Here is an 11563-nt window from a genome sequence, read left to right as displayed (position 1 = left end):
GGCATGGCCTGAGCGGGGCTTCGATACCTCAGCCTGAGCGGCCCCAATACTTCAACGAAGTCGCATGCGCTTCCGCCAGCACCAGGACGACGCCCGCGCCGCCACCCAGCGGCTGCTGGCGCTGTTCGCCGTCCTGCTGATTGCATTGATCGGGGCCGTCAACGGCCTGCTGATTGGCCTGTGGTGGGCGGTCGCCTCCTGGGCCCTCGACGAATGGCCGCCGCTCTTCATCGAGACCAACACCGCGCTCGTGCTGCTGTTCGTGATCGGCGGCGCGCTGGTCGAGCTGGGCCGGCTGCGCGAAGGCGGCGGCGCGCACGTGGCCGAATGGGCCGGCGGCCGCCTGTTGACGGACCCGCGCGACCTCACCGAGCGCCGCCTGCTCAACGTGGTCGACGAGATGGCGCTGGCCAGCGGCCTGCCGCGCCCCGCGGTCTACGTGCTGGAGCGCGAAGACGCGATCAACGCCTTCGCCGCCGGCTGGGCGCCCGAGAGCTCGGTGGTGGCGGTGACGCGCGGTGCCCTGCAGCGGCTCACGCGCGACGAGCTGCAAGGCCTGGTGGCGCACGAGTTCGGCCACATCCACGGTGGCGACCTGCGGCTCAACATGCAGTTGCTGGCCCTGGTGTGGGGCCTGTCGCTGGTGCACGGCTACGGCTACTCGCTGATGGAGCCCGACGAGCGCGGCCGCCGCTCGGCCTTCGGCGTGCTGGTGGGCAGCGTGTTCGTGGCCGCCGGCAGCCTGGGCTGGCTCGCGGGCCAGGTGCTGCAGGCGGCGGTGTCGCGCCAGCGCGAGCTGCTGGCCGATGCCTGCGCGGTGCAGTTCACGCGCAGCCGCGACGGCCTGGGCGGCGTGCTGCGCAAGGTCTGGCACCAGGTGAAGCAGCGCGAAGACCACCTGCTGCGGGTGCCGGCGCGCCTGCTCGCGGCCATGCTGCTGCAGGCCCCGCCCACCTGGCTGGCCAGCCACCCGCCGCTGCCCGAGCGGCTGCGCCGCCTCTACGGCCGCCACATGGAGCCGCTGGCCGCGCCCCTGCTGTCGACCGTCGACGCGCCGGACGAACCGTACCGGCCGGCAACGCCGGCGCCCATGCCCTCGGCGGCTCCCGTCGCCTATGCTGTCCCCATGGCCGAACCCACCCCCCCCAGCACCCCCGAACCGCGCGCCGTGGCCGACGCCGAAGAGCGCGAAGCGAGCGACCGGCTCTCGCGCCTGAACGGCCCGGGTGAGTTGCGCGCCGCCATCCTGGCCCTGCTGCTCACCCCCGGCAGCCAGCGCGAGCGCCGCGCCTGGCGCGACGAGACCCGCGGCCTGAGCACCGCCGACGCGGTGCGCGGCGAGGTGAAGAAGCTCGGCCCCGCGATGCGCCTGCCCTGGCTCGAAGCCTTGCTGGCCCGCGTGGCCCGCGCCCCCTTGCTCGACCGGCAGACGCTGATGGAATCGGCCCGCCGCGTGATGGCTGCCGACGGCCAGGTGCGCCCCATCGACCGTCTGCACCTGCTGCTGCTGCGCCAGCGGCTGGGCGAGGCGCCGGCGGTGAAACCTTCGCCCAACGCGCACAACGACATGGCCCAGCTGCCGCCGCACACCCTGCAGCAGGTGGCGCAGCTCACCGCCTTCCTGGCGCGGCTGCTGCCCGACGGCGAGGCCTGGTACGCGAGCGTGATGCAGCCCTGGCTGAAGGGCGGGGCCCCGCCACCCTACGAGGTGCCCGATTCGGATGCGCTGGTGCATGCCCTGCAGGAAGTGCAGGCCCTGCCCTGGATGCTCAAGCCGGTGCTGGTGCGCGCCTGGCTGCACGCCGCGCTGCAGCACAAGGCCGTGGGCCCGCTGGCGGACGACACCGCCGACGCGCTGCGCCTGGCGAGCGTGCTGCTCGACTCGCCGCTGCCACCCGAGCTGGCGCGGCACTACGTGGAGCCGGTGGCAGCCTGAGGCCACAGGCGCGGTGGTGGCCGGCGCCTGTTCGCGCTCAGGCGTCCATCGGGCGTTCGCCGCCCCCACGGGTCTTCCACAGCGAGAAGAAGATGCCCCCGGCGAGCAGGCCACCGGTCACGCCCAGGCTGATGGAGGCGGGCACCTTGCCGTCGAAAAGCCAGTCGCCGAGAAAGATCTTTGCGCCGATGAACACCAGCACCAGGGCCAGCGCGTACTTCAGGTAATGGAAGCGGTGCACCACCGCTGCCAGCGCGAAGTACAGCGCGCGCAGGCCGAGGATCGCGAAGATGTTGCTGGTGTAGACGATGAACGGGTCGGGTGTGATGGCGAAGATCGCGGGCACGGAGTCGATCGCGAACACCAGGTCGGCGACTTCCACCAGGATCAGGCACAGCAGCAGCGGGGTGGCGAACCACGCCAGGTGGCCGCTTCGCGGCTCGGGCTGCCGCACCATGAAGGCCTGGCCGTGCAGTTCGTCGGTCACCCGCAGGTGCTTGCGCAAGAAGCGCAGCACCGGGTTGTTGGCGATGTCGGGCTGGTGGTCGACCATGATCAGCATCTTGACGCCGGTGGCCAGCAGCACGATGCCAAAGAGGTACATGACCCAGCTGAACTCCATCACCAGCGCGGCACCCAGCCCGATCATGATCGCGCGCAGCACGATCACGCCCAGGATGCCCCAGAACAGCACGCGGTGCTGGTAAGCGCGGGGCACGGCGAAGTAGCTGAAGATCATCGCGATGATGAAGACGTTGTCCATCGCCAGCGTCTTCTCGACCAGGTAGCCGGTCATGTAGAGCTTGACGGCCGTCCACGCGCGCTCGTCGGGCGTGGCGGCCGCGGCGATCTGCGGGTCGAGCGCCCCCGCGTTGGCATAGTGGGTGTAGATCCAGTAGACGGCGCCTGCCCAGGCCACGCCCAGGCCGATGTAGAGCACCGACATCTTCAGGCTCTCGGAGACGCCGATCTCGTGCGAGTCGCGGTGCATGACGCCGAGATCGAAGACAAGAATGGCCAGGACGGTGCCGAGAAAGGCGAGCCAGATCCAGATCGGCATGCCCAGCCAGAGTGAACTGAAGGTTTCCATGGTGACTGCTGCAAGGAGGTGAAACGTGGCGCATCTTCGGCGCACGACTGCCCCGGTAAAAGCAGCGCTACAGTGAGCTGCGCTTCGGAAATCCCGAAGCGGACCCCAGCCGATCGCCCGGAGCCGAACCATGACCGCCCTGAACTACCGGCACCTGTACTACTTCTGGGTCGTCGCCAAGGAGGGCGGCTTTGCCCGCGCGGCGGAGCGCCTGGACATGGCGATCCAGACCATCAGCGCGCAGGTGAAGGCCCTGGAGCAGTCACTGGGGCATCAGCTGCTCAAGCCGGCCGGCCGGGGCGTGACGGTCACCGAGGTCGGGCAGGTGGTACTTGCCCGCGCCGAGGAAATCTTCCAGCTCGGGGAGCGGATCGCCGAGGAAGCTGCCGCGGCGGGGTCGGGCCAGACGGCGCGCCTGGCAGTGGGGATGTCCGACGGGCTGCCCAAGCTGGCCGCCCACGTGCTGCTCAAGCCGGTGCTGGACACGCCTTCGCTCAAGCTCCTGTGCCACGAGGGCGAGGTCGACGAGCTGCTGGCCGACCTGGCGCTGCACCGGCTCGATCTGGTGCTGACCTGCCAGCCTCCCGCGCAGAACTCGAGCCTGCGCCTGAGCAGCGAGCGGCTGATGGTGTCGCCCGTGGACTGGTACGGCCCTTCCGCCATGGTGCACAAGGCGCAGATCGACGGCTTCCCGCGCAGCCTGGCGGGCCTGCCCCTGCTGCTGCCCACCGCACACGCAGCGATGCGCGGCCGCATCGACCGCTGGTTCGAAGCCCACGACCTGCGGCCACGGATCGTCGGCGAGTTCGAGGACAGTGCGCTGCTGAGCCTGTTCGCGGCGCAAGGCCTGGGTGTGTTCCCGGTCACGGCGCTCGGCGCCACCGACCTGGCGGCGATGCGCGGCCTGCGCTTGCTGGGCCGCAGCGACGGGCTGCTGGAGGAGATCTACGCCATCCGCTCGCGGCGCGGACTGCATCACCCGCTGGTGGTGCGCATCCTGGAGGCGGCGCGGGCTTCGGCCACCACGTAGCCTCGGCCAGCGGCATGGCGATGGCGGAGGCGGCCCCGCAGCGGGTCAGCGAAGGCCCAGCTTGCGGGAGGTGCCGCGGGCGAGCCCGCGGGGCCGCACCTGGAAGTCGGCGCCGTACAGCATGGGTTCGAGCAGGGCGTGGTCGTCGGGCGGCAGGCCCCAGCGCTCGATGGCCCCCAGCAGCACGAAGGACTCCGCGTCGTCGATCTGCCGGTCGGCCTGCACCACGGCCGAGCACAGGTGCAGCACGACGTGCCGCAACCGGTCGTCGTCCACCTCATCGAGCAGGTGGCCCAGCAGCTCGCTGGACACGCAGGCGTCGTCGCCGCAGCGCGCCGGCCCCAGCAGGTCGGTGCACAGATCGTGAATGACGGCGTGCCACCGCTGCGGCGTGAGCCCGAGCCGTTCATGGGCGTGAAGCGCGTCGAGCGCGGCCACCTCGACGGCCTGGATGCGGCCGTTCGCGATGAGCGCCAGCGCCACGATGCGCGCGGCCGCTTCCGGCGTGTTGCGGGGGTAGGACCGAAGCGGCGCCGCGCCGTCGGCCGGGCCGATTGCTTCGACCCGGTGGGTGGGATGGGGGTCTTCGAATTGCATGAGCCGACTCCTGGACAGGGAACGAATGCGACATCAGCAAAGGGTGGCAGCGCGGGCCGAGGGCCAGCAACGCTGCAGCGCCTTCATCACCGTCTGCTCCCCTTCCGAGACGAACCCATCCGCCTCGGTTGCGGTGGTGACGGCCGCCAGCACCTTCTCGGCCAGCCGGGGATCGTCGACCTCGCGCACCATCGACTCGATCAAGGCGTCGTCGAGGCAGGCCGTCAGTGCGCCGTGCGCGCAGGTGCTGAGCAGCAGGTCTTCGCACAGGGCCTGCAAGACCGGCCCGAGCGCTCCGGCGCGCAGACCCAGGGCGGCCTCGACATCGGCGTGCCGCAGGGCATCCAGTTCCGAACGGCAGACGTGGCCGTCGGCAATCATGGCCAGCGCCACCAGTCGGGCGGCGGCTTCGGGGCTGTTGCGGGGATAGCTTCGCATGGCGTAACTCCAGTCGGGTTCGAAGGGATGAGGAACAGGCTGTCTGCGCCGCGGGTCAGCGGTCGCGTCAGCGGCGGCACATTGCGAGATCAGAACGGCGGAGCACCCGCACCGGCCCAGCACAGGTCGAGGACGGCCTGTGCGCGCACGCGCATCCAATGGGTCAGGTTCATGGTCTCGGTGTCTGGAAGTGATCGACACCGTGAACTGTGGCGCCGCGCAGGGAGCGAGAAAAGCAGCTCCTGTCGCAGCGCAACTTCGGTTGTACCGAACCGAGAAATCCGACCCGGCGGCACCGTGCGAGGGGTGAGCAGCGTCACCCAACGGGCCGGAACCGGCCCGTCGCTGCTTCAAGCCTTCTTGCGCAACAGCGACAGGAACTCGGCGCGCAGCGTCGCGTCCTTCAGGAAGGAGCCGCGCATCACGCTGTTGGACATCATCGCGTCGTTGTCCTTCACGCCGCGCCACTGCATGCAGAAGTGGTCGGCCTCCATCACGATGGCCAGGCCATCGGGCTTGACGCGCGACTCCAGCTCGTTGGCCAGCATGACGACCGCTTCTTCCTGGATCTGCGGGCGGCTCATGATCCAGTCGCAGATGCGCGCGTACTTGCTCAAGCCAATCAGGTTGGAGTGTTCGTTGGGCAGCACGCCGATCCACACCCGGCCCATCACCGGGCACAGGTGGTGCGAGCAGGCGCTGCGCACGGTGATCGGGCCGACGATCATCAGTTCGTTCAGGCGCTCGATGTTGGGGAACTCGGTCACCGTGGGGATGGGCACGTAGCGGCCGCGGAAGACCTCGGTGAGGTACATCTTGGCCACGCGCTGTGCGGTCTCGATGGTGTTGTGGTCGCTCTCGGTGTCGATCACCAGCGACTTGAGCACCTCCTGCATCTTGGCGGCCACCTCGTCGCGCAGCGCCTCGAACTCACCTTCGTGGATGAAGGCCGAGATGTTGTCGTTGGCGTGGTAGCGCCGCCCGGCGCCGACCAGCCGGTAGCGGATGCGGTCGGAGGCACTGAGTGCGGCGAGCTCCTGCTCGCTGAGGGGGGGGTGGGCAGGGGGCACGCCGGGCATGGCTCAAGTCCTGTCGGAGGGAAGAGAGGTCCGATTGTGGCGGGTGTCGGCCCGGCCTGCTGCGCCAGGGGCTGGCGAGCCACAGGGCGCACCCTGCTGACACCACGCTGTCAGGAGCGCCACGGCAGCATCGCCTCTCACCCCATGCACACCGTGGATCAGCCCCTCGCGTAGCATGGCCCTCCACCCCCGAACGCACCTGCCAATGAAGCTTGCCTACACCATCGTCTACGTCAGCGATGTGGCTGCATCGCTCGCCTTCTTCGAGCGCGCCTTTGGCCTGCAGCGCCGCTTCCTCCACGAGAGCGGCGCCTACGGCGAGCTGGAAACCGGCGCCACCGCCCTCGGGTTCGCCCAGCACGACACGGCGCGCGGCAACCTGCCGCACGGCTACGTGGTGGCCGAAACATCCACGCTTCCGCTGGGCATGGAGATCGGCCTCGTGACCAGCGACGTGGCCGCCGCCTGCGACACCGCCGTCACGGCCGGCGCCACCCTGCTCTCGCCGCCCACCACCAAGCCCTGGGGCCAGACGGTCGCCTACGTGCGCTGCCCCGACGGCACGCTGGTCGAGCTGTGCACCGCCATCGGAAGCTGAACATGGAACGCAACAACTGGATCGCCGTCGCCAGCGCCGAGCACGTGGCAATTGGCCGCCAACTGGGCATCATGCAGGTCGGCCATGGCAAGGGCGCGCCGCTCAAGCGCATCCATGCCGGCGACCGCGTGGCCTACTACTCGCCGGTGCAGCGTCTGGGCGAGAAGCAGCCGTGCCAGGCCTTCACCGCCATCGGCACGGTGCGCGACGAACGGGTCTACCAGGGTGACATGGGCAATGGCTTCCAGCCCTTCCGCAAGGATGTCGACTACGACGCCACCGCCCACGAGGCCTCGATCCGCCCGCTGCTGGAGCAACTCTCGTTCACGCGCGATAACACGAAGAACTGGGGCTACGCCTTCCGCTTCGGCCTGATCAAGGTCAGCGATGACGACATGGATGTGATCGCCCAAGCCATGGGCGCCGCGGACCCCGAGCATGCGCCGCGCTGACCGCCTGTTCCAGATCGTCCAGCTCATCCGCGGGCGCCGCCTGAGCACCGCGCAGTTCCTGGCGCAGCGCCTGGAGGTGTCGGAGCGCACGATCTACCGCGACATCGCGGAGCTGATGGTGCAAGGCGTGCCCATCGAGGGCGAGGCGGGTGTGGGCTACCGCATGCGTTCGGGTTTCGATCTGCCGCCGCTCATGTTCACCCATGAAGAAGCCCAGGCCCTGGTGGCCTCCGTGCGCATCGCGCAACCCCGGCTCGACGCCGCCTTGGCCGCTCAGGCCGAGAACGCGTTGTCCAAGATCCTCGCGGTGCTGCCCGTCGGCGCCCGCGCTGCGGCGGAGAGCCTCGCCGTGTACGCCCCGGCGGTCGACTTCGACCCCGGCACGCGCTCGCGGCTGGAGCCGCTGCGCCTGGCCGCCGAAGGGCGGCGCAAGGTCGACCTGCACTACCGCGACCTGAAGGACAGCGACAGCCGCCGCACCGTGCGACCGCTCGGCTGCTTCTACTGGGGCGCGGTGTGGACGCTGGCGGCGTGGTGCGAGACGCGCGAGGGCTTCCGCAACTTCCGCATCGACCGCATCCAGCAGCTGCACGTGCTCGACGAGACCTTCCGCGACGAACCCGGCAAGACGCTGCCCGACCTGTTCCGCCACACCGAAGCGCAACAGGCGCAGCGCAGCAGCGGCGTCGGCACCTGAGCCGCAGCCTCAGCGCTGCTGCTGCCAGCGCGCCAGCAGCTCGCGCCAGGGGCGCAGCAGTGCCGCGGCATCGCCCACGCGCTCGCCCGAGGCCCCGCGCCACAGGCCGCTCACGTCGAAACTCAGCACCGGCTGCAGGTCGGGGCGCTTCGACAAGGGCTGCAGCAGCGGGTTGAGGTTGTCGAACACCAGCGGGTCGCTCGCCGTGCCGCCGCCCAGCAGCACGACGTGCGGCATGCGCAGGCCCGGCGTGTCGTCGGGCGTGCGCAAGGCGTAGAGCAGGCGCGCACAGCCGCAGGGCAGGCCGCAATCGCGCAGCACGAAGTACTTGGCGATGGCAAAGTCTTCGCAGTCGCCGTGTTTCAGCGCCAGGGTCTCGGTGGGTGTCTGCCAGCAATCGGCCGCACCGCACACCAGCGTGTCGGGCGCGTAATCGATGCGCTGGTTGATGGCGCTGTTGACGAAATCGACCCGCTCGTCGAGCGGGAGGCGGCCGGCGGCCCCGGCCAGCGCGGCGTACTCGCGCCAGGCGGCGGAGCGCACGGCAGGCGCTGCAGTGTGTGCTCGCGCCGGCCACTGTGCCCACAGGCCCAGCGCGGCAAAGGCAGCCAGCGTCGTTCTGCGCAGCATGGGCGCCTCCCTTTTTGCGGACGCCCCTGCCCGGGAGGTCCGGTCGGGGAGCTTGGCAAAAAGGTAGGCGCCCGGCGGCCGGAAGGCAAGCCGGGGCGGGGGAACGAACTAGGGGGGCGGCGGCTCAGCGCTGCACGACCCAGGAGCCGTTGACGTTGAGCAGGTGGCAGCTGCGGGTGTAGGGCTTGCGCCGCTCCTCGCAGCGTTGCAGCGCGATCGTCACCGCCTGGCGCGGCGAGGTCTGGCCGGCGCCATGACCCCAGGCGCCATCGTCCGAGGCGGCGAAGGCCTTGTGGTTGGCCTGGTTCCAGTACTCGTCGCGGAAGCCGGCGATGGCGGTCACGCTCTCGATGTGCGCCGAGAGCTCGCGGTCCGACGGCGCCGGCCCGGAGGCGCTGACGCCATCGAAGGTCTCGGTCTCCTCGTCTTCCTGCAGCATCTGGGTGAAGGCCCGCACGGCCGGGCGCCACGAAGCCGCCACGCTGAGCACGAACACCAGCACCAGCACGCCGGCCACCAGCTTGCTGCCGGGGCGCGGCAGGCCGCCGTGGTCGTTGTCGTCGCGCGAGCCGGGGATGAAGAGCAGCGCCACGCTGACCGCCTGGCCGATGTAGGGCACCAGGAACATCGACGACCACCAGCCGCTCGCGTTGAAGTCGTGCAGGCGCAGCACCGTCACACGCAGGGACCACAGCGAGATCACCACCAGCCCGACCAGGAAGAGCAGCACCGTGAACACGCCCGGACGGGTCAGCGCCATCATGCCCAGCCACAGCAAGGCGATCCAGCTGACGAGGATGGAGTTGATGTAGGTGAGCCGCGACACCCGCCCGCTCAGGCCGAAGCCCATCAGTGGCGGTGCGTCTTCGTCGTGCTGCGGCGCGTGGGCAGACCCGCTGGGCGGCAGGCCGCGGCGAGCACGCGCCGCTTCGAGCCGCTCGGCGCGCGCCCGGTCTTCGTCTTCCTTCCTGGCGGCGATGCCGCGCGGCATGTCGGTGGCGCAACTGCGGCACAGCACGCGCATGGACTGCGTCTCGCCGCAGTTGGGGCAGGTGATCTGTTCCTCGGCGATGGCCAGGGGTGCCGGGGCAACCGCCGCCTGTGGTGGCACCACGGCCCTGACCGCCGTCGCGACGGGCGCAGGTGCGGGCGGCGCATCCAGCGGCTCCATGTGCACGCGCACGCCGTACTTCTGCAGCTGCGCCATGTAGCTGATGGCATCGTCGTACGAGAGCGAGCGCTTGAGCACCGTGCGCTCGCCCGAGAACATCGCGGCCAGCCGCGCACCTTCGAGCTTGAACTTCTCGCCGAAGCGGCGCTTCACCTCGTCGGCCTGGTGGCCCGGCAGGATCTCCCCTGCAAACACCAGGCGCACCTGTGCACCACCTTGCATGCCCGTCCCCTCCCTGTTGTGGGCAGAGGATACAAGAGGCCCCGCTACACGAGGGCGCGCAATTCGCCAAGCATGACCGCGTTGTCGAGCTCGAAGTAGTGGGTGTGCGCGTCGGCGCCCAGGCACACGTCGCGGTAGTGCGGCGTCTGCTGCACCGGGGTGCCTTCGTAGGCCTGCGGGTCGACGGACAGGGCCGGCAAGACGGTGTCGCGTGCCGGTGACCACAGCCAGCGGCCGACGTAGTCGCCCGCGCCCCACACGTTGACCCAGCTCGCCACGTTGAGGTCGCGCCGCGGCTCGGGGCCGCTGTTCAGGTCGTGGCCGTCGAGCACCCAGCTGTACTGACAGGGGAAGCGCAGCGCGTAGAGCTGGCGCAGCGGGCTGCCGGCGGTCAGCAGGCGGATGTTCTTCGCGCCGAGCTGCACGCCCAGCTGCACCAGGCGGTCGTCGCTGCCATCGGCCGGCAGCAGGCGGTGGCGGCGCTGCAGGTAGCGCAGCAGGTCGGCGGTGATCACCGTGCCCTGGCTGTGGGCCACGATCACGATGCGCTCGTAGCCCTGGGCCAGCACGTGCTCCAGCACGGCGATGTAGCGCTCGAAGATCATCACCCGCGGGATGGCCTGGCGCGGGAACTCGCGGAAATGGTTGTCCACGTCGAGTGCGGCATCGAGCGGTGCGCGCAGCGCAGCCAGCCGCTTGATGGCCACGCTGCCGATCGCCACCAGGCTCACCGCTCCGCCGGCCACGGCCACCACCATCTTGGCCAGCAGGTCGCCCGACCAGGTGCCCATGGGCAGGGTCACCACGCCCAGCCACGGCAGGGAGATGCCCAGCCGCGCGAGCTGGCTGCCCACCAGCAGCACGGCCACCACGATGAGCGCGGCGGTGATGAGCCAGCTCCACCAGCGCACCAGGCGGTCGAGCGCGCGGTAGCCGGCGGTGAGCCAGTGGCCGAGCTGCGGCGCGGCCAGCCAGTTGGCAAAGCGCAGCTCGACCAGCACGCTGGGCAGGAACACCAGCGCGACGAAGCCCAGCAGCGCCAGCAGCATGGCCGCCACCATGGCGAAGGTGTCGGTGCTGGCCGAGAAGCGCAGGGCCAGGAAGCGGCCGGCCTGCATCTGGCCGTCGACCGTCATGTCGGCGAACCACCAGGGCGCGTAGTGCAGGCCCTCGACCAGCGATTCGAGCGGCTGCGACACCAGCGCCCACACCGTCATCACGAAGGCGACGAAGATGCCCATCGAGACGAACAGCCCGAGCCGCGCGGTGACGATGCTCTGGCGCCGCTCGGGGCCGTCCTGCCCATTGCGGCAGGCCCATTCGCCCAGCACCACTGCCGTGGTGACCAGCACCGCCATCACCACCCACGCGCCCAGCTGCGCCAGCAGCAGCACCTCGGTGGCGCGCAGCACGCCGGCCACCATCGAGGGGCCGACGCCGGGGCTGTCGTGTTCGAGCGCCCCCCAGGCCAGGCCGCTGAGCGTGACCGCCATCAGCAGCAGGCCGGTGCCGTAGACGGCGCGAAAGCGCTCTTCGCAGTAGCCGAGAAAGCCGCGGTACAGGCCGAGCAGCAGCATCAACCCCACCAGCATCGTGATCCAGGCACTCTCGGCCGGGAAGGCC

General features: G+C 70.3%; 12 protein-coding genes. 5 read left to right on the top strand and 7 right to left on the bottom strand.

The window, feature by feature from the left end; genetic code table 11:
• Positions 1–64: 64 nt before the first annotated feature.
• Positions 65–1936, top strand: coding sequence for a M48 family metalloprotease (locus tag VFL64_RS18920; RefSeq protein WP_489541933.1), 1872 nt, complete (start codon positions 65–67; stop codon positions 1934–1936).
• A gap of 37 nt (positions 1937–1973) precedes the next feature.
• Here the strand turns inward: VFL64_RS18920 and VFL64_RS18915 are convergent, their stop codons facing one another.
• Positions 1974–3026 (bottom strand): TerC family protein, encoded by a 1053-nt coding sequence (locus VFL64_RS18915; protein ID WP_489541932.1) that lies wholly within the window; start codon positions 3024–3026, stop codon positions 1974–1976.
• Positions 3027–3156: 130 nt separating this feature from the next.
• Here VFL64_RS18915 and VFL64_RS18910 point away from each other — a divergent pair, with 130 nt between their 5' ends.
• Positions 3157–4056 (top strand): LysR family transcriptional regulator, encoded by a 900-nt coding sequence (locus tag VFL64_RS18910; RefSeq protein WP_489541931.1) that lies wholly within the window; start codon positions 3157–3159, stop codon positions 4054–4056.
• 45 nt (positions 4057–4101) lie between these two features.
• Here VFL64_RS18910 and VFL64_RS18905 read toward each other — a convergent pair whose 3' ends face one another.
• From VFL64_RS18905 to folE, 3 genes are all read right to left on the bottom strand, one after another.
• The gene (locus VFL64_RS18905; protein WP_489541930.1) at positions 4102–4653 is read right to left on the bottom strand and encodes a TerB family tellurite resistance protein; all 552 of its coding nucleotides are present in this window, start codon (positions 4651–4653) and stop codon (positions 4102–4104) included.
• Positions 4654–4686: 33 nt separating this feature from the next.
• A complete protein-coding gene (locus tag VFL64_RS18900; protein WP_489541929.1) occupies positions 4687–5091 on the bottom strand; it encodes a TerB family tellurite resistance protein in 405 nt (134 codons plus the stop codon).
• A gap of 350 nt (positions 5092–5441) precedes the next feature.
• A complete protein-coding gene (gene folE / locus VFL64_RS18895) occupies positions 5442–6170 on the bottom strand; it encodes a GTP cyclohydrolase I (RefSeq protein WP_489541928.1) in 729 nt (242 codons plus the stop codon).
• Positions 6171–6375: 205 nt separating this feature from the next.
• On the opposite strand from folE, the gene VFL64_RS18890 reads away from it, so the two are divergent.
• From VFL64_RS18890 to VFL64_RS18880, 3 genes are read left to right on the top strand one after another with little or no spacing between them, the layout of a single operon-like run.
• Positions 6376–6768: a VOC family protein gene (locus VFL64_RS18890; protein ID WP_489541927.1), complete on the top strand. Its 393-nt coding sequence runs from the start codon at positions 6376–6378 to the stop codon at positions 6766–6768.
• A 2-nt stretch (positions 6769–6770) separates the two neighbouring features.
• Positions 6771–7220: an EVE domain-containing protein gene (locus tag VFL64_RS18885; protein WP_489541926.1), complete on the top strand. Its 450-nt coding sequence runs from the start codon at positions 6771–6773 to the stop codon at positions 7218–7220.
• A complete protein-coding gene (locus VFL64_RS18880) occupies positions 7207–7917 on the top strand; it encodes a helix-turn-helix transcriptional regulator (RefSeq protein WP_489541925.1) in 711 nt (236 codons plus the stop codon). Before VFL64_RS18885 ends, VFL64_RS18880 begins: the two co-directional genes overlap by 14 nt.
• A 9-nt stretch (positions 7918–7926) precedes the next feature.
• Here VFL64_RS18880 and VFL64_RS18875 read toward each other — a convergent pair whose 3' ends face one another.
• The 3 genes from VFL64_RS18875 to VFL64_RS18865 form a co-directional block, all read right to left on the bottom strand.
• Positions 7927–8547 (bottom strand): transglutaminase-like cysteine peptidase, encoded by a 621-nt coding sequence (locus tag VFL64_RS18875; RefSeq protein WP_489541924.1) that lies wholly within the window; start codon positions 8545–8547, stop codon positions 7927–7929.
• A 124-nt stretch (positions 8548–8671) separates the two neighbouring features.
• Positions 8672–9940, bottom strand: a complete 1269-nt coding sequence (locus VFL64_RS18870; RefSeq protein ID WP_489541923.1) for a DUF805 domain-containing protein — start codon at positions 9938–9940, stop codon at positions 8672–8674.
• Between the two features lie 44 nt (positions 9941–9984).
• Positions 9985–11563, bottom strand: a 1579-nt coding sequence (locus VFL64_RS18865; RefSeq protein ID WP_489541922.1) for a hypothetical protein, incomplete at its 5' end; no start/stop codon positions are given.

Origin of the sequence: Rhizobacter sp. (genome assembly GCF_035702065.1) — a bacterium.
Classification (GTDB): domain Bacteria; phylum Pseudomonadota; class Gammaproteobacteria; order Burkholderiales; family Burkholderiaceae_C; genus Rhizobacter.
This window is presented reverse-complemented; position numbering and strand designations above follow the sequence as displayed.

What these genes read in the sequence shown, in the direction of transcription:
- VFL64_RS18920 (WP_489541933.1), top strand. Translation starts at nt 65, where the DNA reads ATGCGCTTCCGCCAGCACCAGGACGACGCCCGCGCCGCCACCCAGCGG.
- VFL64_RS18915 (WP_489541932.1), bottom strand. Translation starts at nt 3,026, where the DNA reads ATGGAAACCTTCAGTTCACTCTGGCTGGGCATGCCGATCTGGATCTGG.
- VFL64_RS18910 (WP_489541931.1), top strand. Translation starts at nt 3,157, where the DNA reads ATGACCGCCCTGAACTACCGGCACCTGTACTACTTCTGGGTCGTCGCC.
- VFL64_RS18905 (WP_489541930.1), bottom strand. Translation starts at nt 4,653, where the DNA reads ATGCAATTCGAAGACCCCCATCCCACCCACCGGGTCGAAGCAATCGGC.
- VFL64_RS18900 (WP_489541929.1), bottom strand. Translation starts at nt 5,091, where the DNA reads ATGCGAAGCTATCCCCGCAACAGCCCCGAAGCCGCCGCCCGACTGGTG.
- folE (WP_489541928.1), bottom strand. Translation starts at nt 6,170, where the DNA reads ATGCCCGGCGTGCCCCCTGCCCACCCCCCCCTCAGCGAGCAGGAGCTC.
- VFL64_RS18890 (WP_489541927.1), top strand. Translation starts at nt 6,376, where the DNA reads ATGAAGCTTGCCTACACCATCGTCTACGTCAGCGATGTGGCTGCATCG.
- VFL64_RS18885 (WP_489541926.1), top strand. Translation starts at nt 6,771, where the DNA reads ATGGAACGCAACAACTGGATCGCCGTCGCCAGCGCCGAGCACGTGGCA.
- VFL64_RS18880 (WP_489541925.1), top strand. Translation starts at nt 7,207, where the DNA reads ATGCGCCGCGCTGACCGCCTGTTCCAGATCGTCCAGCTCATCCGCGGG.
- VFL64_RS18875 (WP_489541924.1), bottom strand. Translation starts at nt 8,547, where the DNA reads ATGCTGCGCAGAACGACGCTGGCTGCCTTTGCCGCGCTGGGCCTGTGG.
- VFL64_RS18870 (WP_489541923.1), bottom strand. Translation starts at nt 9,940, where the DNA reads ATGCAAGGTGGTGCACAGGTGCGCCTGGTGTTTGCAGGGGAGATCCTG.